At 72.7% G+C, this 24,248-nt stretch carries 25 protein-coding genes; 15 read left to right on the top strand and 10 right to left on the bottom strand.

Annotated features, from left to right (window positions below; translation table 11 throughout):
* Positions 1–52: 52 nt before the first annotated feature.
* Entirely contained in the window at positions 53–913 is an 861-nt protein-coding gene (locus ACHFIV_RS20475) for a 3-hydroxybutyryl-CoA dehydrogenase (protein WP_398970904.1), read from the bottom strand.
* 196 nt (positions 914–1,109) lie between these two features.
* Between ACHFIV_RS20475 and ACHFIV_RS20470 the strand changes: the two genes are divergently transcribed.
* Positions 1,110–2,366, top strand: coding sequence for a glycoside hydrolase family 10 protein (locus tag ACHFIV_RS20470; protein WP_398970901.1), 1,257 nt, complete (start codon positions 1,110–1,112; stop codon positions 2,364–2,366).
* A gap of 201 nt (positions 2,367–2,567) precedes the next feature.
* Here the strand turns inward: ACHFIV_RS20470 and ACHFIV_RS20465 are convergent, their stop codons facing one another.
* Together ACHFIV_RS20465 and ACHFIV_RS20460 are read right to left on the bottom strand one after the other, a co-directional pair.
* Positions 2,568–2,771 carry a DUF1918 domain-containing protein gene (locus ACHFIV_RS20465; protein ID WP_391772792.1) on the bottom strand — a complete coding sequence of 68 codons (204 nt, stop codon included), beginning with the start codon at positions 2,769–2,771 and terminating at the stop codon, positions 2,568–2,570.
* A gap of 42 nt (positions 2,772–2,813) precedes the next feature.
* Positions 2,814–3,785, bottom strand: a complete 972-nt coding sequence (locus tag ACHFIV_RS20460; protein WP_398970896.1) for a DMT family transporter — start codon at positions 3,783–3,785, stop codon at positions 2,814–2,816.
* On the opposite strand from ACHFIV_RS20460, the gene ACHFIV_RS20455 reads away from it, so the two are divergent.
* From ACHFIV_RS20455 to ACHFIV_RS20440, 4 genes are all read left to right on the top strand, one after another.
* Positions 3,784–5,244 carry a PLP-dependent aminotransferase family protein gene (locus tag ACHFIV_RS20455; protein WP_398970894.1) on the top strand — a complete coding sequence of 487 codons (1,461 nt, stop codon included), beginning with the start codon at positions 3,784–3,786 and terminating at the stop codon, positions 5,242–5,244. The genes ACHFIV_RS20460 and ACHFIV_RS20455 overlap by 2 nt on opposite strands.
* Positions 5,241–5,675, top strand: a complete 435-nt coding sequence (locus ACHFIV_RS20450; RefSeq protein ID WP_398970891.1) for a GNAT family N-acetyltransferase — start codon at positions 5,241–5,243, stop codon at positions 5,673–5,675. Before ACHFIV_RS20455 ends, ACHFIV_RS20450 begins: the two co-directional genes overlap by 4 nt.
* Before the next feature lie 66 nt (positions 5,676–5,741).
* Positions 5,742–6,323, top strand: a complete 582-nt coding sequence (locus tag ACHFIV_RS20445; protein ID WP_398970888.1) for a histidine phosphatase family protein — start codon at positions 5,742–5,744, stop codon at positions 6,321–6,323.
* Positions 6,324–6,415: 92 nt separating this feature from the next.
* Positions 6,416–7,567, top strand: a complete 1,152-nt coding sequence (locus ACHFIV_RS20440) for a serine hydrolase domain-containing protein (protein WP_398970886.1) — start codon at positions 6,416–6,418, stop codon at positions 7,565–7,567.
* Between the two features lie 249 nt (positions 7,568–7,816).
* On the opposite strand, the gene ACHFIV_RS20435 is transcribed toward ACHFIV_RS20440, so the two are convergent.
* Positions 7,817–8,605: a LysR family substrate-binding domain-containing protein gene (locus ACHFIV_RS20435; RefSeq protein WP_398970883.1), complete on the bottom strand. Its 789-nt coding sequence runs from the start codon at positions 8,603–8,605 to the stop codon at positions 7,817–7,819.
* A gap of 58 nt (positions 8,606–8,663) precedes the next feature.
* Between ACHFIV_RS20435 and ACHFIV_RS20430 the strand changes: the two genes are divergently transcribed.
* Positions 8,664–9,062: a DUF5997 family protein gene (locus ACHFIV_RS20430; RefSeq protein WP_398970880.1), complete on the top strand. Its 399-nt coding sequence runs from the start codon at positions 8,664–8,666 to the stop codon at positions 9,060–9,062.
* 166 nt (positions 9,063–9,228) lie between these two features.
* Here ACHFIV_RS20430 and ACHFIV_RS20425 read toward each other — a convergent pair whose 3' ends face one another.
* Both ACHFIV_RS20425 and ACHFIV_RS20420 read right to left on the bottom strand, forming a co-directional pair.
* The gene (locus tag ACHFIV_RS20425) at positions 9,229–9,861 is read right to left on the bottom strand and encodes an SRPBCC family protein (RefSeq protein ID WP_398970877.1); all 633 of its coding nucleotides are present in this window, start codon (positions 9,859–9,861) and stop codon (positions 9,229–9,231) included.
* A gap of 181 nt (positions 9,862–10,042) precedes the next feature.
* Positions 10,043–10,648: a dihydrofolate reductase family protein gene (locus tag ACHFIV_RS20420; RefSeq protein WP_398970874.1), complete on the bottom strand. Its 606-nt coding sequence runs from the start codon at positions 10,646–10,648 to the stop codon at positions 10,043–10,045.
* A gap of 296 nt (positions 10,649–10,944) precedes the next feature.
* Between ACHFIV_RS20420 and argC the strand changes: the two genes are divergently transcribed.
* The 5 genes from argC to ACHFIV_RS20395 all read left to right on the top strand — a co-directional run bounded on the left by argC (position 10,945) and on the right by ACHFIV_RS20395 (position 15,906).
* Positions 10,945–11,973, top strand: coding sequence for an N-acetyl-gamma-glutamyl-phosphate reductase (argC, locus tag ACHFIV_RS20415; RefSeq protein ID WP_398970872.1), 1,029 nt, complete (start codon positions 10,945–10,947; stop codon positions 11,971–11,973).
* A gap of 88 nt (positions 11,974–12,061) precedes the next feature.
* Positions 12,062–13,216, top strand: coding sequence for a bifunctional glutamate N-acetyltransferase/amino-acid acetyltransferase ArgJ (gene argJ / locus ACHFIV_RS20410; protein ID WP_398970869.1), 1,155 nt, complete (start codon positions 12,062–12,064; stop codon positions 13,214–13,216).
* Entirely contained in the window at positions 13,213–14,139 is a 927-nt protein-coding gene (gene argB / locus ACHFIV_RS20405; protein ID WP_398970866.1) for an acetylglutamate kinase, read from the top strand. The genes argJ and argB overlap by 4 nt, the downstream gene beginning before the upstream one ends.
* Positions 14,136–15,335: an acetylornithine transaminase gene (locus ACHFIV_RS20400; protein WP_398970863.1), complete on the top strand. Its 1,200-nt coding sequence runs from the start codon at positions 14,136–14,138 to the stop codon at positions 15,333–15,335. Before argB ends, ACHFIV_RS20400 begins: the two co-directional genes overlap by 4 nt.
* A 25-nt stretch (positions 15,336–15,360) precedes the next feature.
* Positions 15,361–15,906: an arginine repressor gene (locus tag ACHFIV_RS20395; RefSeq protein WP_398970862.1), complete on the top strand. Its 546-nt coding sequence runs from the start codon at positions 15,361–15,363 to the stop codon at positions 15,904–15,906.
* Here the strand turns inward: ACHFIV_RS20395 and ACHFIV_RS20390 are convergent.
* Together ACHFIV_RS20390 and ACHFIV_RS20385 are read right to left on the bottom strand one after the other, a co-directional pair.
* On the bottom strand, positions 15,900–16,601 hold the full coding sequence (locus ACHFIV_RS20390) for a L,D-transpeptidase (RefSeq protein ID WP_398970859.1): 702 nt from the start codon (positions 16,599–16,601) through the stop codon (positions 15,900–15,902). The two genes, ACHFIV_RS20395 and ACHFIV_RS20390, sit on opposite strands and share 7 nt — an antisense overlap.
* 164 nt (positions 16,602–16,765) lie before the next feature.
* On the bottom strand, positions 16,766–17,986 hold the full coding sequence (locus ACHFIV_RS20385; RefSeq protein WP_398970856.1) for a hypothetical protein: 1,221 nt from the start codon (positions 17,984–17,986) through the stop codon (positions 16,766–16,768).
* 186 nt (positions 17,987–18,172) lie between these two features.
* Between ACHFIV_RS20385 and argH the strand changes: the two genes are divergently transcribed.
* Positions 18,173–19,606 carry an argininosuccinate lyase gene (gene argH, locus ACHFIV_RS20380; RefSeq protein WP_398970853.1) on the top strand — a complete coding sequence of 478 codons (1,434 nt, stop codon included), beginning with the start codon at positions 18,173–18,175 and terminating at the stop codon, positions 19,604–19,606.
* A 63-nt stretch (positions 19,607–19,669) separates the two neighbouring features.
* Positions 19,670–20,641, top strand: a complete 972-nt coding sequence (locus ACHFIV_RS20375) for an aldo/keto reductase (protein WP_398970850.1) — start codon at positions 19,670–19,672, stop codon at positions 20,639–20,641.
* 59 nt (positions 20,642–20,700) lie between these two features.
* Here ACHFIV_RS20375 and ACHFIV_RS20370 read toward each other — a convergent pair whose 3' ends face one another.
* On the bottom strand, positions 20,701–21,201 hold the full coding sequence (locus tag ACHFIV_RS20370; protein ID WP_398970847.1) for a hypothetical protein: 501 nt from the start codon (positions 21,199–21,201) through the stop codon (positions 20,701–20,703).
* Between the two features lie 82 nt (positions 21,202–21,283).
* On the opposite strand from ACHFIV_RS20370, the gene ACHFIV_RS20365 reads away from it, so the two are divergent.
* Positions 21,284–21,835, top strand: coding sequence for a TetR/AcrR family transcriptional regulator (locus tag ACHFIV_RS20365; RefSeq protein WP_398970845.1), 552 nt, complete (start codon positions 21,284–21,286; stop codon positions 21,833–21,835).
* The gene (locus tag ACHFIV_RS20360; protein WP_398970842.1) at positions 21,832–23,379 is read left to right on the top strand and encodes an MFS transporter; all 1,548 of its coding nucleotides are present in this window, start codon (positions 21,832–21,834) and stop codon (positions 23,377–23,379) included. Before ACHFIV_RS20365 ends, ACHFIV_RS20360 begins: the two co-directional genes overlap by 4 nt.
* 95 nt (positions 23,380–23,474) lie before the next feature.
* Here ACHFIV_RS20360 and ACHFIV_RS20355 read toward each other — a convergent pair whose 3' ends face one another.
* Positions 23,475–24,146 carry a lysophospholipid acyltransferase family protein gene (locus ACHFIV_RS20355; protein WP_203185106.1) on the bottom strand — a complete coding sequence of 224 codons (672 nt, stop codon included), beginning with the start codon at positions 24,144–24,146 and terminating at the stop codon, positions 23,475–23,477.
* Positions 24,147–24,248 lie beyond the last annotated feature (102 nt).

Genomic DNA, 24,248 nt, shown 5'->3' with positions numbered 1-24,248 from the left:
GACGTGCCCCGGCGAGCCCGGCGGGGTGAGCGCCGGGCCCGGGGGCGGGCGGTCAGTCGTACGGGTAGAACCCCGACCCCGTCTTGCGGCCGAGCCGGCCCGCGTCGACCATCCGCTGGAGCAGCGGGGGAGCGGCGTACAGGGGCTCCTTGTACTCGGCGTACATCGAGTCGGCGACCGAGGCCACGGTGTCCAGGCCGATCAGGTCGGCGAGCTTGAGCGGCCCCATCGGGTGGGCGCAGCCCATCTCCATGCCGTTGTCGATGTCCTCCCGGCTGGCGATGCCCGACTCGAACATCCGGATCGCCGAGAGCAGGTACGGGATCAGCAGGGCGTTGACGACGAAGCCCGAGCGGTCCTGCGCGCGGATCGCGTGCTTGTCGAGCACGTTCTGCACGACGGCTTCGGCGCGCTTTATGGTCTCGTCCGAGGTCGTCAGCGCGGGGATCAGCTCGACGAGCCGCTGCACGGGGGCCGGGTTGAAGAAGTGGATGCCGATGACCTGGTCCGGCCGGGAGGTGGCCACGGCCAGCTTCACCAGCGGGATGGACGAGGTGTTCGAGGCGAGAATGGCGTCCGGCCGGGTCACCACCTGATCGAGCACCTGGAAGATCTCCGTCTTGACCTGCTCGTTCTCCACGACGGCCTCGATCACCAGATCGCGGTCTGCGAACTCACCGAGGTCGGTGGTGAAGCTGAGGCGGCCGAGGGTCTCGTCGCGCTCCTCCGCAGTGATCTTGCCGCGTTCGGCGGCCTTCGAGAGGGAGTTCTGAAGCCGGGTACGCCCTATCTCCAAGGCCTCGCCGGTGGTCTCGGCCACCATGACATCGAGGCCGCTGCGGGCGCACACCTCCGCGATGCCTGCGCCCATCTGGCCACAGCCCACCACTCCGACGCGTGCAATGTCGGCCATAGAGTCCGTCACCTCGTGCCTTTCGCTGATCTCGTGCGGCAGTTCCCGTTTGATTCCGGTGCCCGCCTCGACCCCACGACGTTACTCCGCGATTCCCTCCCGGTGAGCCGCGGGTCGGGCGGTCCGGTGGCGGGCATGATCTGCGTCACGCGCTGCCGGCGTGACACACGGGAACAGCAAGACGAAAGGTGCACAGATGCGTCGTATGGGCCGGAGGTCATGGGTACTGGGCGCGGCGAGTGTGGTGGCCGCGCTCATGACAGCGGGTGATGCCGTCGCGGCGCGGCGGCCGGAATTCCCACGGCGCCGGGGCCGTCGCGCGGGAGAGGCCGAGCTGCGCGGCGTGTGGATCGCCACGGTCGCCAACCTGGACTGGCCGTCGGCGCCGGGCCTGAGCGCCGCCGCCCAGGAGGCGGAGCTGATCGCCCATCTGGACCGCGCGGTGGAGCTGCGGCTGAACGCCGTGGTCCTCCAGGTCAGGCCGAGCGCCGACGCCCTGTGGCCCTCGTCGTACGAGCCCTGGGCCCAGTGCCTCACCGGCGTGCAGGGAAAGGATCCGGGATGGGACCCGCTGGGTACGGCGGTGCGCGAGGCGCACGCCCGGGGGCTGGAGCTGCACGCCTGGTTCAACCCCTACCGGGTCGCGAACCACACCGACCCCTCCCGTCTCGTCGCCACCCACCCCGCCCGGGTGCACCCGGACTGGGTGCTGCCCTACGGCGGCAAGCTCTACTACAACCCGGGGCTGCCCGAGGTCAGGAAGTTCGTCCAGGACGCGATGCTGGACGCGGTCAGCCGCTACGCAGTCGACGCGGTGCACTGGGACGACTACTTCTACCCCTACCCCGTGGCCGGCCAGGTCTTCGACGACGACGCCGCCTACGAGCGGTACGGCCAGGACTTCGCCGACAGGGCGGCCTGGCGGCGCGACAACACCGACCGGCTGGTGCGCGAGACCTCCGAACGGATCAAGGAGGTCAGGAGCGGCGTGCGGTTCGGCATCAGCCCCTTCGCGGTGTGGCGCAACGCCAAGACGGATCCGCTGGGCTCCGACACCGCGGCCGGCGTCCAGACCTACGACGACCTGCACGCCGACACCCGCAAATGGGTGAAGGAGGGCTGGATCGACTACATCTGCCCGCAGATCTACTGGAACATCGGCTTCTCCGCCGCCGACTACGCGAAGCTGCTGCCGTGGTGGGCCGAAACGGTCCGGGGCACCGGGGTCGGCCTCTATGCCGGGGAGGCCCTCTACAAGGCCGGCGACCCGGCCCAGCCGGCGGCCTGGCAGGATCCGGCCGAACTCTCCCGGCACCTCGATCTCGCCGCCGGATATCCGGAGGTGGGGGGTCACGTCTACTTCTCCGCCAAGCACGTGAAGACCGACCGCATCGGGGCGATGGCGCGGGTGGTGGCGGACCACTACCAGGCCCGGGCACGCACCCCGCGCTGAACCGGGCGGACCGGCGGCGGTGAGGGGTCGTGCGCCGTGGCGTCCTCCCGGCCGCCGGGCCCACCGCCCGCTCCGGTCACGTCGCCATGACAGTGCTGCCCGGACCCCGGCCGGGCGCTGTCCTGGCAGCACTGTCCGGGCAGCACCGCCCGGACGGACGCGTGCGCCGGGAACCACTCGTGCCCCCGGCGCACGCGCGCTCTACCGCTTCCGGTCCTCCGGGGCGGTGTGCTGGACGACGCTGTCGGGGCCCGGGGACCTGATCGATTCGTGCCCGTCCTCGAAGCGCAGACGGTACGGGGGGCCGCCCCCGTCGCCGAGTACCTCGATGATCTCTGCGACCCGGTCGTGCTGCCCCACGGTCCTGCCGTGCGTCAGCAGCCGGTCGCCGGTGTGTGCCTCCATCGGGAGTGACCTCCTCACGGGTGGCGGTCCATGTCGACAAGTCTATGACCGGACCGGCTTGCCGGCCTCCGTGCCGCGCGCCCCCCGGCCTCCCGCGCGCTGGGTGACGGCGATGCACACCAGGACGGCCACCGCCGCAACCGGCGTGGCGGCGGACACCTCCTCGCCGAGAGCGAGGAACGACCAGACCAGAGTGAGCAGCGGCTGCGCCAGCTGGAGCTGGCTCGCACGGGGAACCCCGATCTCCGCCATGCCCCGGTACCAGACGTACAGCCCGAGGAACGTCGACCCGGCGGCGACCCAGACCAGCCCCACGACCCCGTGCACCGTGAGGCGCACCGGCTCGAACGGCAGGGCCACGGCCGCTCCGGCCACCGCGAGCGGCAGGGAGAGCACGAGGGCCCAGCCGATCACCTGCCAGCCGGGCATCACCCCGGCCAGCCTGCCGCCCTCGGTGTATCCCGCCGCGCAGACCAGCAGCGCCCCGAACAGATAGAGATCGCTCACGGAGAGCTCCCCGCCGCTCTGCTGGACCGTGAACGCGATCACCACCGCCGCTCCGGCGAGGGCCGCGGCCCAGAACGCGCGCGGCGGGCGCGAGCCGGTGCGCAGGGCCGCAAGGAGCGCGGTCGTCAGCGGCAGCAGCCCCACCACGACGGCCGCGTGCGAGCTCGTGGAGGTCTGCAGGGCCAGCGAGGTCAGCAGAGGGAAGCCCACGACGACCCCGCCCGCCACGACCGCGAGACCGGCCCAGTGGCGGCGCTCGGGCACCGGGACCCGTCCGGCCAGCAGGGCGCACCCCGCGATCAGTGCGGCGAGCACGCTGCGCAGCGCCACCAGGGACCAGGGGCCGAAGCTCTCCAGCCCCCACACCGTCGAGGGGAAGGTCAGGGAGAAGGCGAGGACACCGAGCCCGGCGAGCACGACTCCGCTGCCGGGGCCCCGTCGCGAGGCCGGTCGGTCGGCCCTCACCGCTATCGTCATTGTGGATGTAGCGCTATTCTCTGCTGTCATGCATGAGCGTAGCAGTGTGTCCGGACTGGTCACTTGCCTGAAGAGTGAGCTCAACCGCTACTCGCCTGGTGAGAAGCTGCCGTCGAGCCGGGCCCTTGTCGAGCGGTTCAAGGTCAGTCCGGTGACCGTCTCGCGCGCCGTGGCGCACCTCGCCGCCGAGGGGCTGGTCGTCACCCGGCCCGGCTCAGGGGCCTTCCGGGCCGAGGTCCGCGCCGCCGTGCCCGCCCCGGGTGACACCTCCTGGCAGGAGGTGTCACTCAGCGGGGACGCCGGGCCCGAGGTCGTGCCGCGGACCGTCGATGCCTCCGGCGTCCTCGTCACGCTCGCCGCGCCCCCGCCCGGGGTCATCGAGTTCAACGGCGGCTACCTCCACCCCGGGCTCCAGCCCGAACGGGCGCTGGCCGCCGCCCTGGCCCGGGCGGGACGCCGGCCGGGGGCCTGGGGCAGGCCGCCCACCGACGGGCTGGCCGAGCTGCGCGCCTGGTTCGCCCGGGAGATCGGCGGAACCCTCACGGAATCCGACGTCCTGATCACGGCGGGAGGGCAGAGCGCCCTCGCCACCGCGCTGCGGGCGCTCGCCCCGCCGGGAGCCCCCGTCCTCGTCGAATCCCCCACCTACCCGGGCATGCTGGCAGCCGCCCGCGCCACCGGCCTGCGACCCGTCCCCGTGCCGATGGACGCCGACGGGGTGCGCCCCGATCTGCTGGAGGCCGCCTTCGGCGCCACCGGGGCCCGCGTGTTCGTCTGCCAGCCGCTCTTCCAGAACCCCACCGGCGTGATACTCGCGCCGGAGCGGCGCGAGCGGATCGTGCGGGCCGCCCGGGCCGCGGGCGCCTTCGTCGTCGAGGACGACTTCGCCCGCCGCCTCGCGCACGCGGACGCGGGCCCGCTGCCCGAACCGCTCGCGGCCCACGACCCGGACGGTGTCGTCGTGCACGTGCGCTCCCTCACCAAGATCACGTCGCCCAGTCTCCGCGTGGGCGCGCTGGCCGCCCGTGGCCCCGTCCTGGAGCGGCTGCGCGCCATCCAGGTCGTCGACAGCTTCTTCGTGCCGCGCCCGGTCCAGGAGGCCGCCCTCGAACTTGTGGGCTCCCCGTCCTGGGAGCGTCACCTGCGTACCGTGGCCGCCGAACTCGGCAGCCGTCGCACCGCGACGACGGCAGCGGTGCGCGAACGGCTGCCCGAACTCGCCCTCCCGCACGTGCCGTCCGGCGGAGGCAGTATCTGGCTCCGGCTCCCGGGCCCGGTGGCGGGCGAGCCCGCCCTGGTCTCCGCCGCGCTGCGGGCCGGCGTCGCGGTCGCGCCCGGCCGCCCGTACCACTGCGCCGAACCCCCCGCCGGACACGTCCGGTTGAGCTTCGCCGCCGTGTCGGGACCCGCCGAGATCGCCGAGGGGGTGCGCAGGCTGCGCATCGCCGTGGACGAGCTGGGGATGCCGGGCGATAGCCTCCCGGGATGAACGACGACACCTCCGTGCGGCGCCACGAGATCTCCGACGACCCCTCCCGGCTGGACGCCGCCCGTATCCACCACTGGCTGTCCACGGACGCCTACTGGGCTCTCGGCCGCACCCGCGAGCAACAGGACCTGATGATCGCGGGCTCCCTCAACTTCGGCGCCTACGACCCGGCCTCGGGTGAACAGGCCGCCTACGCGCGGGTGGTCACCGACCGCGCGTCCTTCGCGTGGATATGCGACGTGTACGTCGACCGCGAGGCCCGCGGCCAGGGCCTCGGCACCCGGCTCGTCACCGCCGTCCGGGACGAGCTGGCCCCCCTCGGCGTACGCAGGTTCCTGCTGGCCACCAAGGACGCCCACGGTGTGTACGCGAAGCTCGGGTTCACCCCGCTCGCCGAACCGGAGATGTGGATGGCCCTCCAGATCGGCTGAGGCGCGGGCGGCGGCCCCGCGACCGCCCTCTTGACCGGCGCGTCGCCGGGCCCCACGATCGCGCGCATGAGTGTTCGGGTGTCCCTGGTCGCCGCAGCACGCAGCTCCGCCCTCCTCTCCGAGCGTTTCGACGACGACCGGCCGCTGGACCACGCCGGCTGGCGCGAGGTCCAGCTCGCCGCCCACACGCTGGTGCACCTCGGCGCCGCCGAACTGCGCTACTGCTCGCCCACCCCGCGCAGCCGTGCCACGGGCGACGCCCTCGGCTTCGCCCCTCTCGTCCAGCCCGCGCTGCGCGACTGCGACATGGGCCGGTGGCGGGGCCTGACCCTTTCCGAGGTGGCGGCCGGAGAGCCGGCCGGTGTCGACGCCTGGCTGGCGGATCCGCGCTCCGCCCCGCACGGCGGCGAATCCCTGCTCGCCTTCATATCCCGGGTGGGAGGCTGGCTCGACACCCGTCCCCTCCGCGACGGCGCGCTCGTCGCCGTCGCCGAGCCCGCCGTCGTCCGCGCGGCTCTGGTGTACGCCATCAACGCCCCGCCGGCGACGTACTGGAACATCGACGTCCGCCCGCTCTCCGCCGTGACGATCACCGGACTGCCCGGCCGCTGGAGCCTCAGCCTGGAAGCGCTCACGCGCCGGCCCTGACCGCACACCGGGAACAACCCGCCGTACAGCGTCTTCCCGCCAGTCCGACCAGTCGGTATGGTGCGTGGCACCTACGACGAGGAGAGTCTTCCGTGCCGCAGATCCAAGGCCACTGTGACGACCGGTTCACTGCGGTGCGCGACGCGTTCGCGGCGAACTTCGCCGAGCGCGACGAACTGGGCGCGGCGGTCACCGTGCTGGTCGACGGCCGTCCGGCGGTGGACCTCTGGGGAGGCTGGGCCGACGGTGGACGGACCCGCCCGTGGGAGCGGGACACCGTGGTCAACGTGTGGTCCACGACGAAGGGCCCGACCGCGCTCTGCGCCCACGTCCTCGTCGACCGCGGTCTCCTGGACCTGGACGCCCCGGTGGCCGCGTACTGGCCCGAGTTCGCCGCGGCCGGCAAGGGTTCCGTGCGCGTACGCCACCTGCTGTCGCACCGCTCGGGGGTCGTGGGTCTGCGTGATCCGCACACCCTGGCCGAGCTGTACGACTGGGAGCTGACCACGGCCCGGCTCGCCGCCACCGAGCCCTGGTGGGAGCCGGGCACCCGCTCCGGCTACCACGCGATCTCGTACGGCTTCCTCGTCGGCGAGGTCGTCCGCCGGATCACGGGGCTGCTGCCCGGGGAGTTCCTGCGGCAGGAGATCACCGGGCCGCTCGGCATCGACTTCACCGTGGGCCTCCCGGAGAAGGACGCCGGCCGGGTCGCCGAGCTCGTCCAGCCGAAGGCCGTCTCCCGCGCACAGGCCGCGCTCTTCGCCGCCATGGAGCCGATGGCGGTCGCCTCCCTGCTCAACCCGGGCACGGGCACGGCAGCCGCCAACACCCCCGAATGGCGTGCCGCCGAGATTCCCGCCGCCAACGGCCACGGCACCGCCCGCGCGGTCGCCTCCCTCTACGGCATCCTCGCCGGGCGGGGCACCCTCGACGGACGCCGGGTCCTGTCCGAGGAAGCGGCCGAGCGGGTCCGTGAGGGTCAGGGGAGCTGCCGTGACCTGGTGCTGGGAGCGGGCTTCACCCACGAGACCGAGCTGGGTCTGGGTCTGTGGCTGAGCGGCCCGAACGCCTCGTACGGCCCGAACCCGCGCGCCGTCGGGCACGACGGCGCGGGCGGCTCCTGCGGTCTCGCCGACCCGGAGGCCGGGATCTCGCTCGGCTACGTCATGAACAGGATGGGCCCGAACATCGCCGACGACCCGCGCAAGATGGCGCTGATCGACGCGGTCTACGGAGCTCTGTGAGCCGTCGTCTCCAGCCGGCCGGGCGCGCCGGCTCCGGCCGGTACGCGCCGGCCGCGGCCCGGGACCGGTCGCGCGGGCCCGCATCGGCGGACGCGTCTCGTCGCTCCGGCCCCGGCCGTCTGCGGTACCGAGTTTCCTTCGGTACCGGGCCGACTCGGGAACCGGAGCGGGGGCCGAGCTGTGCGGTCGGCGCCTCGTCCGGGAGCCCGCCCGCGGGTAGCTCCCGAGACGACGGGCAGGGGGCGTCCGCTACGGCCGGCGGCGGGGCTTGCCACGCTTGGCGGCGCCGCCCTTGGGGTTCTTGGCGGCGCCTCTGGACTGCTGGGCGCCGGCGGAGCCGCCCCGGGAGCTCTTGCCCGCCGCGGGCTTGCGCGGGGTGCCGCCCTTCTTGTCCGTCCGTCCGGCCTTGGGCTGCGGCGGTGTCGGCGGGCGGCCACGGGTGCTGTTGACGGTCCGCCCGCGGACGATCCCGATGAACTCCTCCACCAGGTCCGTGGTCTTCTCCTCCGGCCAGGACAGCGCGATCCGCGACTCGGGGGCACCGGCCAGTGGCCGGTAGGTGAGGTCCTTGCGGTGGTTCAGCCGGGCCAGCGACTGCGGGACGACCAGCAGGCCCACCCCCGCCGCCACCAGTTCGACGGCGTCCTCGGTCGTGGCGGGCCGTTCGTAGGCGGGCCTCCCCGGCGGACGCTCCCAGCCGAGGGTGTCGTCGAGGGGGTGCAGCACGATCTCCTCGGCGAGGTCCCCGGTGGACAGCTCCTCGACGGCCGTCGCCGCGTGGTCCTTCGGGAGGACGACCACGGTCGTCTCCGTGTACAGGGGGATGGCGCTGAGGTCCGTGCGGTCGACGGGCAGCCGCACGAAACCGGCGTCCGCTCCGCCGTCGCGCAGGAGGCCGGCGGCCTCCGCGGCGGGCACGCCGACGAGGGTCAGAGGAGTGCCGGGCAGCCGCTCGTTCCAGATCCGGACCCACTTGGTGGGGGTCACGCCCGGGACGTAGGCGAGCCGGAACGCGGGGGGTACTTCCGAGCCTGTCACTCCGCCAGGTTACCGGCCGTGGTCGGAGGCGGCGCACACGCTCGATACCCTGGACACCATGACGTCGCACCAGACCACCCAGACGATGAAGGCCGCCACCGCGGCGAAGAAGCTGGGTGTGTACCTCGAAGCCACCCCCGCCGAGTTCCAGGAGGGCGTCGTCTCGCGCGCCGAGCTGAACGCGCTGCAGTCCGACCCGCCCCAGTGGCTGCAGGACCTGCGGCGCAACGGCCCGCACCCGCGGCCGGTGGTCGCCTCGAAGCTGGGTGTCTCCATCGCCGGTCTCGCGCGCGGCGGGGTCACGGAGCCCCTCACCACCGAGCAGATCGACGCACTGAAGCAGGACAGCCCCGAGTGGCTGCTGAAGGAACGCGCCACCCAGGCCGAGGTCCGCGAGGAAGCGGCACGCATCAAGGAGCGCAACGCGGCCCGCTCCGAGCAGGCCGACCGCGACTGAGGTGTCCGCCGGGGCTGCCCGGCCCACGGCCGGGCAGCGGCTGCCGGCTTCTCGGCGCCGGGCATCGCCACCGGCACCCGGCCGTACGGGCGGTGGTCGATGGATCGGGGCGGTGCGGCGGCCGTGCGTGGGGGACGGGACCGGGCAGCACCGTGACGGGTGCGGGCTACTCCCCGATGTAGGCCGCGACCGCCGCCACCGTCGTCGCGGTCACGGTCTCCGGGTCCGCTCCGGATGCGGCGAACGCCCGTCCCCACTCCTCGCCCGAGCGTGCCACGAAGGCCTTCGCCTCGGACGAGAGCTGCCACTGCGCGGCGTCCTCCGGGCTGAGCCCTCCGCCGGCGAGGTGCCATCCGAGCCCCAGGAGCGCCAGGTCCCAGCCGATTCCGACCGCTCCGGGCCCGTACCGGCTCCGGAACTCCTCCGGGACCACGGCCGCGTGCTCCAGCTCGAACACCGTCCGTCCGGCACCCTCCGGCGCCAGGCGGACCTCGACCTCACCGAAGCCGGTGCCGGGACCGGACAGCCAGGACACGCGCAGCCGCTCCGGGGGCACGCACTCGAGGATCTCGCCGTCGGCGTTCCCCTCCAACCGGTAGCTCCCGCCTTCCCGGAGGTCACCGGCCACCGGGAAGAACCAGCGGGCGACGCGCTCCGGTGAGGTCAGCGCACCCCAGACATCGTCCGTTCCGGCCTCGAAGGTGCGCCGCAACAGCACCGTGCCCGCCTCGCCCGACGCCACCCGGCGCGTGCCGACCTGCCGGTGCACGCGGTCGATCACGTCGACGATGTCGCCCACGGCCGTCCACCTCGCTTTTCCGCCTGTCCGCCGTACCCGGTGGGCACTCAGGTCATGTAACCGGAGTTCCGCACGACCCGCCTCGCCGGGCACGCGTGACCGAGTGCCTCAGCCGCCCCGGCCGGCCATGCGGAGCGCTCAGCTCGCGAGGCCCTGCCCGGGTAAGCGTCCAGCGGCGGCGTCACGCGGGGACGCGGAGCGGCGGGTGCTCGAGCACGCGGGGCGTGTACTCGACCAGCTGGATGCGGCCGTCGAAGGTGCGGTGCCCGATCATCTCCAGGGCGACGTCCGGATAACCGTCGTAGACGCGTTCCTCGCCCGTGGCCCCGGTGATCACCGGGAACATCACGACGCGGAAGCGGTCGACGAGTCCGGCTCGCAGCAGGGACCGGCACAGGCTGAGGCTGCCGATCGTGCTGAGGAGCCCCGAGCCGCTCGACTTCATGGCGCGGACCGCCTCGACGGCGTCGTCGCGGACGAGCGTGGAGTTGGCCCACGTCAGCGGCTCCTCGAGTGAGGAGGAGAACACCACCTTGGACGCTTGTGTGAGCTCGTCGACGGACGCCTCCTCCTCGGGCCTGAACTCGTCCTGGCCATCGGGGACCTCGCCTGCGGCGAAGCCCGACATGAGACGGTAGGTGTTCGCCCCCATCAGGTAGGTGGCCCCGGGCTGCTCACCGAGCCACGCGAGGTACTCCGGTCCCTCGAGGCCCCAGAACCCGGGCCACCCCTCTCCCGACGCGTGGCCGTCGAGGGAGGTGATGAAGTCGACGAGAAGCTCCGACATGGTGGTGTCCTTTCCTGGGCTCCTGGGTGTCACGAGCTTGGACCGGCCGGGTGCCACGAACTCATCGGCCGCGCTGTGGGCTAACGAGAAGACCCATGACACCGCACCCGACCGGACCGGCGGAGCGGCACCCGGGAGCGGCCCGGGCCGGCCGTCACGCTCAGCCGGGCCGAGCACGGGGCCCAGGGGCCGACCGAGACGCTCAGTCACAGGACGGCGGTGGGACGGCCGGGAGTGATCTTTGCATAAAACTGCATTGGTGCGTATAGTCATGCCATCGATGAGGAGGAATTCCGATGGTGGTACGTGCGGCAGTGGCGGGAGCGAGCGGTTACGCCGGCGGGGAGCTGCTCCGCCTGCTCCTCACCCACCCACAGGTCGAGATCGGGGCCCTCACCGGCCACTCCAACGCCGGGGAGCGGCTCGGCGCGCTGCAACCGCACCTGAGGCCGCTCGCTGACCGCGTCCTGGAGCCGACCACGGCAGAGGTGCTCAGCGGACACGACGTCGTCTTCCTGGCCCTGCCGCACGGGCAGTCCGCCGCCGTGGCCGGTCAGCTCGGTGACGAGGTGCTGGTCGTCGACATGGGCGCCGACTTCCGGCTGCGGGACCCCGCCGACTGGGAGAGGTTCTACGGCTCGCCGCACGCCGGCACCTGGCCCTACGGCCTGCCGGAACTGCCCGGGGCCCGCGCGGCGCTGGAGGGGTCCAAGCGGATCGCCGTGCCGGGCTGTTACCCGACGGCCGTCTCCCTCGCGCTCTTCCCGGCGTACGCCGCCGGTCTCGCCGAACCGGAGGCCGTCGTCGTCGCGGCGTCCGGGACCTCCGGCGCGGGCAAGGCGGCCAAGCCGCACCTGCTCGGCTCCGAGGTGATGGGCAACATGTCCCCGTACGGCGTCGGGGGGACCCACCGGCACACCCCCGAGATGATGCAGAACCTCGGTGCCGCCGCCGGTGAGCCCGTCTCGGTGTCCTTCACACCGACCCTCGCTCCCATGCCCCGCGGCATCCTCGCCACCTGCAGCGCGAAGGCCAGGCCCGGGGTGAGCGCCGGGTCGCTCCGCGCCGTGTACGAGAAGGCCTTCGCCGACGAGCCGTTCGTCGACCTGCTGCCCGAGGGGCAGTGGCCCGCCACCGCGGCCGTGTACGGATCCAACGCGGTGCAGATCCAGGTCGCCCACGACGAGGGGGCGGACCGGATCATCGTGATCAGCGCCATCGACAACCTCGCCAAGGGCACCGCCGGAGGCGCCCTGCAGAGCATGAACATCGCCCTCGGCCTGCCCGAGGAAACGGGACTCTCCACGATCGGAGTCGCACCGTGAGCGATGCACGCGCAGCCGCCGGGCTGCTGACAACGGCGAGAACCGCGCCGCCGCGCCGCGCGGGCGGAGAAGCGAACGAGGAGATCCAGTGAGCGTCACGGCAGCCAAGGGGTTCACGGCGGCGGGCATCGCCGCCGGAATCAAGGAGAGCGGCAATCCCGATCTGGCCCTCGTGGTCAACAACGGGCCCCGCCGCGCCGCCGCGGGCGTCTTCACCTCCAACCGCGTCAAGGCGGCCCCCGTCCTCTGGTCGGAACAGGTGCTCAAGGGGGGCGAAGTGACCGCCGTCGTCCTCAACTCCGGTGGGGCCAACGCCTGCACGGGGCCGCAGGGCTTCCAGGACACCCACGCCACCGCGGAGAAGGCCGCAGAGGTCCTCAGCGGGCACAGCGCAGGCGAGATCGCGGTCGCCTCGACCGGTCTGATCGGCCTGCTGCTGCCCATGGACAAGCTGCTGCCCGGCATCGAGCAGGCCGCGAAGGCGCTCAGTGAACACGGCGGCGAGAAGGCCGCCATCGCGATCAAGACCACCGACACGGTCCACAAGACCGCGGTCGCGGGCGGCGAGGGCTGGACCGTCGGCGGCATGGCCAAGGGCGCGGGCATGCTCGCCCCCGGTCTCGCCACCATGCTGGTCGTCCTGACCACCGACGCCGACGTCGAAGGCCCCGCGCTCGACGCCGCGCTGCGCGCCGCCACCCGCACCACCTTCGACCGTGTCGACTCCGACGGCTGCATGTCGACGAACGACACCGTGCTGCTGCTCGCCTCGGGGGCGAGCGGAATCACCCCTGAGCCGGCCGACTTCGACCGTGCCGTGCAGAGCGTCTGCGCCGACCTCGCCCGGCAGCTGATCGGGGACGCCGAGGGCGCGTCCAAGGACATCCGGATCGAGGTGATCAACGCGGCGACCGAGGACGACGCCGTCGAGGTCGGCCGGAGCATCGCCCGCAACAACCTCCTCAAGTGCGCCATCCACGGCGAGGACCCCAACTGGGGCCGCGTGCTCTCCGCGATCGGCACCACGAGGGCCGTCTTCGAGCCGGACCGGCTGAACGTCGCCATCAACGACGTCTGGGTGTGCAGGAACGGCAGCGTCGGCGAGGACCGGGACCTGGTGGACATGCGCTACCGGGAGGTCAGGATCACCGCGGACCTCGCGGCGGGAGACGAGTCCGCCGTCATCTGGGCCAACGACCTGACCGCCGAGTACGTCCACGAGAACAGCGCGTACAGCTCATGAGCGCCGCGAGGAAGCACACCGCGCTGCCCAAGGCACAGATCCTCATCGAGGCGCTGCCCTGGCTCACCCGCCACAACGGAAAGACCGTCGTCATCAAGTTCGGCGGCAACGCCATGGTCGACGAGGAGCTGAAGGCCGCCTTCGCCCAGGACGTCGTCTTCCTGCGGCACGCCGGTCTCAAGCCGGTCGTGGTGCACGGCGGTGGCCCGCAGATCAGCGCCCAGCTCGACAAACAGGGTCTGGTCAGCGAGTTCAAGGCCGGGCTGCGCGTCACCACGCCCGAGGCGATGGACGTCGTACGCATGGTGCTGGCCGGGCAGGTCCAGCGTGAGCTCGTCGGGCTGCTCAACCAGCACGGACCTCTCGCCGTCGGTATGACCGGTGAGGACGCCCACACGATCACCGCCACCCAGCACCGCCCCGTGATCGACGGCGAAGCCGTCGACATCGGCCGTGTCGGCGAGATCACCGGCATCGACACCGGAGCGATCCAGGCGCTGCTCGACGACGGCCGGATCCCCGTCATCTCCTCCATCGCCCGCTCCGCCGAGGACAACCACGTCTACAACGTCAACGCCGACACGGCGGCCGCCGCACTCGCCGCCGCGCTGAACGCCGAGACGCTGATGGTCCTCACCGACGTCGAAGGCCTCTACGAGGACTGGCCGAACAGCGACGACGTCATCAGCCGGCTCACGGCCACCGAGCTGGAGAAGCTGCTGCCCGACCTCTCCAGCGGCATGGTGCCCAAGATGCAGGGCTGCCTGCACGCCGTACGCAACGGTGTCGAGACCGCCCGCGTCATCGACGGCAGGGTCCAGCACTCGATCCTGCTGGAGATCTTCACCGACGAGGGAATCGGCACGATGGTCGTGCCCGACACCGCACCCGCCACGGACCACGACGCGAAGGGGGAGTCATGACCGGCAACGAGGAGTTCGCACAGCGCTGGCAAGGCGCGCTGATGGACAACTACGGCACCCCTCAGCTGCCTCTGGTGCGCGGCTCCGGCGCCCGGGTGTGGGACGCGGACGGCACCGAGTACCTCGACTTCGTCGGGGGTATCGCGGTCAACGCGCTCGGCCACGCCCACCCCGCGGTGGTCGAGGCGGTCTCCGCGCAGATCGCCTCCCTCGGGCACGTGTCCAACCTCTACACCGCCGAGCCCCCCATCGCGCTCGCCGAGCGGCTTCTGACGCTCTTCGGGCGGACGGGCAAGGTCTTCTTCTGCAACTCCGGCGCGGAGGCGAACGAGGCGGCCTTCAAGATCGGCCGGCTGACCGGGCGTACGCACATGGTCGCCACCGACGGCGGCTTCCACGGCCGGACCATGGGCAGCCTCGCCCTTACGGGCCAGCCCGGCAAGCGCGCCCCGTTCCTGCCGCTGCCGGGCGACGTCACACACGTGCCGTACGGCGACGTCGAGGCTCTCCGCGGAGCGGTGACGACCGACACCGCGCTGCTGGTCATCGAGCCCGTGCAGGGTGAGAACGGCGTAGTCGTACCGCCGAAGGGCTATCTGGAGGCGGCCAGGGAGATCACCCGGGCCACCGGCACGCTGCTCGTCCTGGACGAGGTGCAGACCGGGATCGGCCGCTGCGGCCACTGGTTCGAGCACCAGGCCCACCAGGGTGTCGAGCCCGACCTGGTGACCCTCGCCAAGGGGTTGGGCGGCGGACTGCCGATCGGCGCCACCGTGGCGTTCGGAGCCGCGGCCGACCTGCTGAAGCCGGGGCAGCACGGCACGACGTTCGGGGGTAACCCGGTTGCCTGCGCCGCCGGCCTCGCCGTGCTGGACACGCTCGCGGCCGACGGGACCCTGGACACCGTGAAGCGGCTCGGTGAGAGGATCAGGGACGGTGTCGAGGGCCTGGGGCACCCCCTGGTCTCCCACGTCCGCGGCTCCGGACTGCTGCTGGGTATCGTGCTCACCGGGCCCCTCGCACCGAAGGTGCAGCAGGCGGCTCAGGGAGCCGGACTCCTGGTGAACGCGCCCGCCCCCGACGTCGTACGGCTCATGCCGCCGCTGATCATCGGTGACGCCGAGGTGGACGCGTTCCTGCGGATTCTGCCGGGAGCTCTCGACGCGGCTTACCGGGACGGACGGTCCGGGGAGTGACGATCCGGAGAATGAGGCGACGACGATGACCGAGGCGCAGGAAACCGACCACGGCGGGCCGTCGGTGCCACAGACCCGCACGGCACGCCACCGCAGGATCGTGGACATCCTGAACCGCCGGCCGGTGCGCTCGCAGAGCCAGCTGGCCAAGCTCCTCTCCGACGACGGGCTGAGCGTCACCCAGGCGACGCTCTCCCGCGACCTGGACGAGCTCGGGGCGGTGAAGATCCGCAACACCGGTGGCGAGCTGATCTACGCGGTGCCGAGCGAGGGCGGATTCCGTACGCCGCAGGCGCCGCTCGGAGGGTCGGCCAAGGAGGAGCGGATGCGCAGGCTCTCGGCCGAGCTGCTCATCTCCGCGGAGGCGTCGGCCAACCTCGTGGTGCTGCGTACGCCTCCGGGTGCCGCCCAGTTCCTCGCCTCGGCCATCGACCAGGCCGAGCTGCAGGCGATCCTCGGCACGATCGCGGGGGACGACACGCTGATGCTGATCAGCCGTGACCCGAACGGCGGCCAGGCACTGGCCGACCACCTGCTGCGGCTGGCGCAGAACGACCGCGGCCCTCAGTAGCGGGTGATCGCGGTCCGACCGGTCGCCGTCCCGACCGCGATGTGCGGACGGCGGGCCGGGTCGGCCCAGGCCAGGATCCGGTCCATGGCGGACGCCGGCACGGACACGCAGCCGGCGGTGGCGCCCCTCCCGTCGACGTGGAGGAAGATCCCGGCACCCCTGCCCCGCACCGGCCGGTGGTAGTTGAAGCCGATGACGAGTGCCCGCGCGTACTGGACGGCGTAGGTCGCGAGGTGCTCGGCCTCGTCGGCGCGGCAGTCGGAGGGCAGCGGGTCCACCCAGCGGTTGTAGGCCCGTGACGCGTTGTCCTGGCACCACCACGCGTCCCCGCCGACCCGGCGGTACGGGTAGCGGGTCCCGGGCGGGGCGGCCTCGATGCCGAAGGCGTACGGCAGGTCGTACAGCCCGGTCGGCGTGGTGTCCGTGCCCTGGGTGCGGGTGGCTCCCTCGGCCAGGCCGTTCGCCCCGAAGCGGGCGGGCGCCGAACCCGCCTCCACCCAACCGCCGCCGCGCCTGTCCCACCAGGTGACCGTGCCCGTGACGGAGTCCGTGCCGGCGGCCTCGGCGGTGATCAGCTGGGTACCGCCGCCCGTGTCGGCCAGCCGCTCCGGAAGAGGCGGCGGACCGGCGGGCCGCGCCGCGAGAGAACCGGCCAGGGCCAGCAGGACCGACACGGCCACCAGGAGTCTGCGCATGCTCCGGACGCTACGGGGCGCGGCGTCCGGCCCCCACCGCGCCTGCTCCGTACGGCCCAGTGCCGAGGCCGCGGACCGTCGCGGGCGTGGTGGCCGGCGTCGGCGGCAGCGCAGGCCCGGCAGCCGTCGCCCCTCGTGGCGAAGTCCGGCCGCGCGCGTGGGGTTCACGGGCCGGGGTACAGCCCTCGCGCGTGAGCGTGCTCCCGCGCCCTCAGAAGCCGTAGTGCCGCGACCCGGGTGGGCCGCGGTACGTCCGGCGTCAGCCGCGCGCGCAGCAGGTCCGCGTCGAGCGTGGCGGCGTACGGCCGCAGGGCGCGGCCCGCGGCACGGACCACGGCGGCCGACGGGTCGTCGAGCAGGGGGCGTATCCGCTCCGGCCGCACCGCGTCGAGCGCGCACAACGCCGACACGGCGTGGGCGCGCACCGCCGGCAGCGGGTGGGCCGTCAGGGGCCACAGCGTCCCGGCGTCCGTCCGCGAGCCGCACTCGCCCAGCCCGGCTGCCGCGGCCGGGTGCCGGGCGGGGTCGGCGCACATCGATCGGTACAGCGGGAGCGGGTCGGTACCGCCCTGCCGGAGCACGTAGCGGGCGCAGGCCCGCACGAGGGCCGACCGGTCGGTGAGGAACGCGGCCGCCTGTCCGTGGCGTCCGGTCCGGCGCAGGCCGGTCACTCCGGCGGAGCGGACCTGGGGCGGCCGCGCGGCCAGGAGGGGCGCCACCACGGTGTCGTAGTCCTCCTCGCCGGCCCCGGCGAGCGCCGCCTCGGCGCAGTGGACCTGGACGCGGCCGTCGTCGTCGGTGGCCGCCCTGCGGGCGAGCTCCGCCCGGGTCAGCAGGCCGCGGCCGACGGCGATGCGGCAGGCCAGCCGGCGCACCGCGCGCTCCTCGTCGGCGAGCAGCGCCACGACGACGGGACCCGGCCCGTCACGCAGCACGTGTTCCAGCAGATCCAGGGTGAAGCCGCCCCGGTCCCGCCGGGACAGGCGAAGGACGAGAGCGGCTGCCGAGGCGAGTTCCGGGCCGGCGGTGTCCGCGAGCACGGCGCGGGCACGGTCGCGCACCGGTGCGGCCCAGTCGGCGCATCGCACCACCAGGAGCGGCAGCAGCCCCGGAGCTCCGGCCGCCCGTCCCAGGGCGGCCTCACGCACCCTGCCGTTGGGGTGGCACAGGGCGAGCGCGAGACGGGACTCGACGGCGGGGGAGGCCGGACCGGCTGCGGACCCCCGCAGCTCGTTGCGCGTCGGGAGCCGGTTGGCGGGGCGCGAGGCCAGAATCCGTACCTCGGCGTCCAGCGCGAGCCAGGCCTCCGGGGAGGCGGTGTCGAGGGCCTCGCGCAGCGGCACCCCGGAGGCGAGCCGTGCGGCCGGTCCTTGCCCGTCACTCATGCGGTCCCCCCGGAGGTGCGTGTGCGTGGAGCCGATCGTAAAGGGCCGCAGCCCTGCGCGTACACGCGATTTCCCTTACTTGACCAGCAGCTTTGACAATCCATACGGTGCACCGCATAGTTATGCTATTCGTGATCGCGCCGTGAGGCGGACGCACACCCCTTGCACCCCCCGAGGAGCACCGCAGTGAGCAACGGCACCGGTAACAGCGACGTACGCCTGTGGGGCGGCCGTTTCGCCGACGGCCCCGCCGAGGCGCTGGCCAAGCTGTCCGCCTCCGTCCACTTCGACTGGCGGCTCGCGCCGTACGACATCGCGGGCTCCCGTGCTCACGCACGCGTGCTGAACAAGGCGGGGCTGCTCACCGACGACGAGCTGTCCCGCATGGCCGACGGGCTGGACTCACTCGAAGCAGCCGTAGCCGACGGCTCGTTCACCGGCACCGTCGCCGACGAGGACGTCCACACCGCCCTCGAGCGCGGACTCCTGGAGCGTCTCGGCCCGGACCTCGGGGGCAAGCTGCGGGCCGGCCGGTCCCGCAACGACCAGGTCGCCACGCTCTTCCGCATGTACCTGCGCGACCACGCCCGGATCATCGGCGGACTGGTCGCCGGACTCCAGGACGCGCTGGTGGGGCTGGCCGAGGCGCACCCCGACGTGGCCATGCCCGGCCGCACACACCTCCAGCACGCCCAGCCCGTGCTCTTCGCCCACCACGTCCTGGCGCACGTCCAGTCCCTGTCCCGGGACGCGGAGCGGCTGCGCCAGTGGGACGAGCGGACAGCCGTCTCCCCCTACGGCTCCGGCGCGCTGGCCGGGTCCTCCCTCGGCCTGGACCCCGAGGCGGTCGCCGCGGACCTGGGCTTCGAACGTGGTTCCGCCGCCAACTCCATCGACGGCACCGCGTCCCGTGACTTCGTCGCCGAGTTCGCCTTCATCACCGCGATGATCGGCGTCAACCTCTCCCGCATCGCCGAGGAGATCATCATCTGGAACACGAAGGAGTTCTCCTTCGTCACCCTCCATGACGCCTTCTCCACGGGCTCCTCGATCATGCCGCAGAAGAAGAACCCGGACATCGCGGAGCTGGCCCGCGGCAAGTCCGGCCGCCTCATCGGCAATCTGACCGGGCTGATGGCGACGCTGAAGGCGCTCCCGCTCGCGTACAACCGCGACCTGCAGGAGGACAAGGAGCCGGTCTTCGACTCCTGCGACCAGCTCGAGGTCCTGCTCCCCGCCTTCACCGGCATGATGGCCACGCTCACCGTCAACCGGGAGCGCATGGAGGAACTGGCCCCGGCCGGCTTCTCGCTCGCCACGGACATCGCCGAGTGGCTGGTCAGGCAGGGCGTCCCGTTCCGGGTGGCGCACGAGGTCGCCGGCGAGTGCGTGAAGGTGTGCGAACAGCAGGGCATCGAGCTCGACGAGCTGACGGACGAGCAGTTCGCCAAGATCTCCGAGCACCTCACCCCGGAGGTGCGCACCGTCCTGAACGTGCCCGGTGCGCTGGCCTCCCGGAACGGGCGCGGCGGCACGGCCCCCTCGGCCGTCGCCGTCCAGCTGGCCGAGGTGAAGGCCGACCTGGTGACGCAGCACGCCTGGGCGACCGCACGCGGCTGATTCCCGGGCATCGCGGGCTACGTTGACGGGAAGGCGTTCGGAACCGACCCAGAGGAGCCCGCGATGCCCTTCGCCCGCCTGAACCGAGCGACCACCCCGACCTCCCACATCGGGCTCGGCCTGGCCGCCGTCGGCAGGCCCGGCTACATCACTCCGCACCGGGACCGCGATCTGCCCGGTGACCGCGGCGCGGACGCCCTGCGCGCCCGCACCCACGAGCTCCTGGACGCGGCCTACGCCCAGGGCGTGCGCTACTTCGACACGGCCCGGTCCTACGGGCGCGCCGAGGAGTTCCTCGCCGAGTGGCTGACCGCCCGCCCCGACGTGACGGACGTCGTCGTCGGCAGCAAATGGGGTTACGCCTACACCGGCGACTGGCGCGTCGACGCCGAGGTGCACGAAGTGAAGGACCACGGAGTCGCCGCCTTCGAACGCCAGCACGCCGAGACGGCCGCGCTGCTCGGCGAGCGGCTGGACCTCTACCAGGTCCACTCCGTGACCGCCGGCAGCCCGGCGCTGAGCGACAAGGGCCTGCACGCGCGTCTCGCCGAGCTGGCCGCCGGGGGCACGACGGTCGGCTTCTCCGCGAGCGGACCCGGCCAGGCCGACGCCATCAGGGCCGCCATGGCCGTGACCGTGGACGGCGAGCCCCTCTTCCGCACCGTCCAGGCCACCTACAACGCCCTGGAGACCTCCGCCGGAGCCGCACTCGCCGAGGCGCACGACGCCGGGCTCACCGTGATCGTCAAGGAGGTCATGGCCAACGGCCGGCTCGCCGGTACCGAGGCACCCGCCGTCGTGCGGGAGATCGGCGCCGAAGCCGGACTGGACGCGGACGCCGTCGCCCTGGCCCTCGTGCTCCACCAGCCGTGGGCGGGAGTCGTCCTGTCCGGCGCGGTCACCGCCACCCAGCTGGCGGCCAATCTGCACGCGCCCCTGCTCGACCTGGACCCGGACCGGCTGGACCGGCTGGCCGCCCTGGTGGAGGAGCCCGAGGCGTACTGGCGCCACCGCGCCTCGCTTCCCTGGACCTGAGCGGCCGTACCCCGGGGCCTCCGGGTCCGCGCCGGTTCACGGGGAGCGGGGTGCCCGCTTCACGCCCAGTCGGCCAGCACCTCGAAATCCGTTCGCACCAGCCCGGCCCAGGGGTCGATCCTCCGCAGCAGGGCCCGCCCCGGATGGTGCGCTGCGACCCAGGAGGAGTCGAGCCCGGTGATCTCGTCGTCGACCCAGGCGAACGGCCTCCCGTCCGCGTAGTCCACGATGTGGCGCGTCTTCCAGTACGTCCCGTCCACCGTGGCGGCGTGCATGGCGGGCCAGTCGATGTACGGCAGCGGGGGAAGGCCCAGGCGCGGGCCGATCCACTCGTTCGCCTCCTCCTTCCAGGTGGTCGCCCAGACCAGTTCGTACCGGTTCGCGAGCGCCAGCAGCTCCTCACCGTGGCCGGGGCGCAGGAGTACGGGCAGCGCCACTCCCGACTTCCACCCGGTCGGCCGCATCCGGTGGACCAGGTAGCCCGCGGGAGGGGTGGCACGGGACAGGGCCGCGTACGGGTTGAGCGGACCGTCGACGTCGATCAGCAGCAGCGGCTTCATGCCGCCATGGTGCCTCCTGGGACACCCGGCGCCCAGGGATGCGCGTGGGACTCTGATGTCTCAAATGGGTTAGTGTCGTCTCATGTCTCTTGATCGCGAGAAGGTGCTGCGCAGTGCCGCCGCTCTGCTGACCCGAAAATCCACGGCGACCATGGACGAGGTCGCCCGGGCCGCGGGAATCGGCCGTGCCACCCTGCACCGGCACTTCGCCGGGCGGGACGCACTGGTCGGAGCGCTGGAAGACCTCGGCATCCGGGAGTTCGAGGCCGCTCTGGACGCGGCAGGGCTCGGCGAGGGCAGCGCCGAGGACGGGCTGCGGCGGCTGATCACAGCCGTCCAGCCCAGCGCGGGACTGCTGTCCTTCCTCGTCACCGAGAACCAGCTCTTCGAGGGCGACGACGTCAACGAGGGCTGGAGCCGCCTCGACGCCCGGGTCTCGGCCTTCTTCAGGCGTGGCCAGGAGCGCGGCGAGTTCCGGATCGACCTCACCCCGGCCTGGCTGACCGAGGCCCTGTACGGCCTGATCGGCAGCTGCGCGTGGTCGGTACAGACCGGCCGGGTCGCCGCGCAGGACTTCCCCCACATGATCGTCGAGTTGCTCCTGGGCGGAGCACGCCGGAGCGTGGAGAAATGAGCAGCACCTTCTCGAGGGCCGGCGTCACCGGCGATCCGCACCATCCGGGACGGTGGATCGCCCTCACCGTGCTCGTCCTGGCCGTGCTGCTGGTCGCCGTCGACGCGACCGTACTCGGCCTGGCCACCCCGTTCCTCAGTGAGGACCTCGAGCCGACCGGCACCCAGCTGCTCTGGATCGGCGACGTCTACTCCTTCGTCATCGCCGGACTCCTGGTCTCGATGGGCAGCCTCGGCGACCGCATCGGCCGCAAGAAGCTGCTGCTGACCGGCGCCACCGCGTTCGGCGCGGTCTCCGTCCTCAACGCCTACGCGTCGAGCCCCGAGATGATGATCCTGGCCAGGGCGCTGCTCGGCGTCGCGGGCGCCACCCTGATGCCGTCCACGCTCGCGCTGATCCGCAACCTCTTCCACGACCCGCGCGAACGAAGCCTCGCCGTCGGCATCTGGGGCGCGATGGCGGCGGCGGGCGCCGCTGTCGGGCCGGTCGTGGGCGGGCTCCTGCTGGAGCACTTCTGGTGGGGATCGGTCTTCCTGATCAACCTCCCCGTGATGGCGGTGCTCGTCGCCGTGGGCATCAGGATGATCCCCGAATCGAAGAACCCGGCGCCGGGCCCCTGGGACCTGCTCAGCGTCGGACTCTCCCTGGTCGGCATGATCGGCGTCGTGTACGCCATCAAGGAGCTGGCCGCGCACGGGGTGAGCCTGCCGACCGCCCTGGTGGCCGTCGGCGGCGCGCTGGCACTCGCCTGGTTCGTACGCCGTCAGCTCAAGCTCCCGGCCCCGCTGCTGGACATGCGGCTCTTCCACCACCGGGGGTTCTCCGGCGCGGTACTGGCCGACCTGCTGACGATCCTCGGCCTGTCCGGCATCGTCTTCTTCCTGTCCCAGTTCCTGCAGCTGGTCCAGGGGCGGGGCCCGCTCGAGGCCGGGCTCGCCGAACTTCCCGCGGCGGTGGGCGCGGTGACCGCCGGTCTGCTGGCGGGGAGGGTCGCACGCCGCTACTCCGTACGGTCCGTGGTGGCCGTCGGGCTGGGCGCCATCGGTGTGTCGCTCGCCGTGGTCACGGTGATCCACAAGGAGACCGGCTACCCGCTGATCGGGATCCTGCTCCTGGTCGTGGGCGTCGGCGCGGGATTCGCCTTCACCGTCACCTCGGACGTGATTCTCTCCAGCGTCCCGAAGGAGCAGGCGGGCTCCGCCTCAGCGGTGTCCGAGACGGCCTACGAGCTCGGCGCCGCCCTCGGCATCGCTCTGCTCGGCTCCATCGTCACGGGCGTCTACAAGGACTTCGGGACCCCCGGCGGCATCCCCGTCAACGCCGCGACCGCGGCCCACGAGTCGCTCGGCGGAGCCGTGGAGACGGCGGAGCACCTTCCGGCGCGCCAGGGGGAAGAGCTCGTCGCCGCGGCTCAGGAGGCCTTCGTCAACGGCCTGCGGGTGTCCGCGGCGGTCGGCGCGGTGGTACTGCTCGCCACCGCCGTCGCCGCGTGGTTCCTGCTCCGGGACCAGAAGCTGGAGGACGGCATCATCCCCGACGAATGAGCGGCCCGGGACGCCGACGGGGGAGCGGGGCCCGGATCCGCCGCGGACGAGCGGCCCCGGCGCGCACGCGCCGGGGCCGGAGTCACCCGTCCGGCTCAGGCGGCCTTGGCCTTCGTGGCGTACATGTCGACGTACTCCTGGCCGGACAGCCGCATCACCTCGGCCATGACGGAGTCGGTGACCGCCCTCAGGACGTAGCGGTCGCGGTCCATGCCCTCGTAGCGCGAGAACTCCATCGGCTCACCGAAGCGGACGGTGACCTTGCCCGGGCGGGGGAGCCCGGCGCCGCCCGGCTGCAGCTTGTCCGTGCCGATCATCGCGAAGGGCACGACCGGAGCACCGGTCATCAGGGTCAGCCGCGCGATCCCGGTGCGACCCCGGTACAGCCGGCCGTCGGGGGAGCGGGTGCCCTCGGGGTAGATGGCGAAGGCGTGCCCCTCCTCCAGCACCCGGCGTCCCGTCATCAGCGCCGCGACACCCCCGCGGCCGCCGTCCCGGTCCACCGGGATCATGCCGCAGCCGGTGAAGAACCAGGCCATCAGACGGCCCTTGAGGCCCTTGCCGGTGACGTACTCGTCCTTGCCGATGTAGTACACCGGCCGGTCGCAGCAGATCGGCATGATCATCGAGTCGATGAACGTCAGGTGGTTGCCGGCGAGGATCACCGGACCGTTCCCCGGGATGTTCTCGACGCCTTCCACCTGGGGCCGGAAGAGCAGGCGCAGGATCGGTCCGAGCACTGCCTTGATGACCGTGAGTCGGGACAACGCATCCTCCGGTGTCGTGGCCGGGCGGCCGGGGCGGGAATTCGCGAGGGTCTGTGCAGGTGAGGACGATACTCGCGGGTACTGCCTCTCCGCACATCGGGT

The organism is Streptomyces sp. ALB3, from assembly GCF_044385685.1.
In the GTDB taxonomy this organism is placed as follows: Bacteria; Actinomycetota; Actinomycetes; order Streptomycetales; family Streptomycetaceae; genus Streptomyces.
This window is presented reverse-complemented; position numbering and strand designations above follow the sequence as displayed.

Bases quoted from the DNA above. Each gene is read 5' to 3' on its own strand.
- ACHFIV_RS20475 (WP_398970904.1), bottom strand. From the start codon at position 913: ATGGCCGACATTGCACGCGTCGGAGTGGTGGGCTGTGGCCAGATGGGC.
- ACHFIV_RS20470 (WP_398970901.1), top strand. From the start codon at position 1,110: ATGCGTCGTATGGGCCGGAGGTCATGGGTACTGGGCGCGGCGAGTGTG.
- ACHFIV_RS20465 (WP_391772792.1), bottom strand. From the start codon at position 2,771: ATGGAGGCACACACCGGCGACCGGCTGCTGACGCACGGCAGGACCGTG.
- ACHFIV_RS20455 (WP_398970894.1), top strand. From the start codon at position 3,784: ATGCATGAGCGTAGCAGTGTGTCCGGACTGGTCACTTGCCTGAAGAGT.
- ACHFIV_RS20460 (WP_398970896.1), bottom strand. From the start codon at position 3,785: ATGACAGCAGAGAATAGCGCTACATCCACAATGACGATAGCGGTGAGG.
- ACHFIV_RS20450 (WP_398970891.1), top strand. From the start codon at position 5,241: ATGAACGACGACACCTCCGTGCGGCGCCACGAGATCTCCGACGACCCC.
- ACHFIV_RS20445 (WP_398970888.1), top strand. From the start codon at position 5,742: ATGAGTGTTCGGGTGTCCCTGGTCGCCGCAGCACGCAGCTCCGCCCTC.
- ACHFIV_RS20430 (WP_398970880.1), top strand. From the start codon at position 8,664: ATGACGTCGCACCAGACCACCCAGACGATGAAGGCCGCCACCGCGGCG.
- ACHFIV_RS20420 (WP_398970874.1), bottom strand. From the start codon at position 10,648: ATGTCGGAGCTTCTCGTCGACTTCATCACCTCCCTCGACGGCCACGCG.
- argC (WP_398970872.1), top strand. From the start codon at position 10,945: ATGGTGGTACGTGCGGCAGTGGCGGGAGCGAGCGGTTACGCCGGCGGG.
- argB (WP_398970866.1), top strand. From the start codon at position 13,213: ATGAGCGCCGCGAGGAAGCACACCGCGCTGCCCAAGGCACAGATCCTC.
- ACHFIV_RS20400 (WP_398970863.1), top strand. From the start codon at position 14,136: ATGACCGGCAACGAGGAGTTCGCACAGCGCTGGCAAGGCGCGCTGATG.
- ACHFIV_RS20395 (WP_398970862.1), top strand. From the start codon at position 15,361: ATGACCGAGGCGCAGGAAACCGACCACGGCGGGCCGTCGGTGCCACAG.
- ACHFIV_RS20390 (WP_398970859.1), bottom strand. From the start codon at position 16,601: ATGCGCAGACTCCTGGTGGCCGTGTCGGTCCTGCTGGCCCTGGCCGGT.
- ACHFIV_RS20385 (WP_398970856.1), bottom strand. From the start codon at position 17,986: ATGAGTGACGGGCAAGGACCGGCCGCACGGCTCGCCTCCGGGGTGCCG.
- ACHFIV_RS20375 (WP_398970850.1), top strand. From the start codon at position 19,670: ATGCCCTTCGCCCGCCTGAACCGAGCGACCACCCCGACCTCCCACATC.
- ACHFIV_RS20370 (WP_398970847.1), bottom strand. From the start codon at position 21,201: ATGAAGCCGCTGCTGCTGATCGACGTCGACGGTCCGCTCAACCCGTAC.
- ACHFIV_RS20365 (WP_398970845.1), top strand. From the start codon at position 21,284: ATGTCTCTTGATCGCGAGAAGGTGCTGCGCAGTGCCGCCGCTCTGCTG.
- ACHFIV_RS20360 (WP_398970842.1), top strand. From the start codon at position 21,832: ATGAGCAGCACCTTCTCGAGGGCCGGCGTCACCGGCGATCCGCACCAT.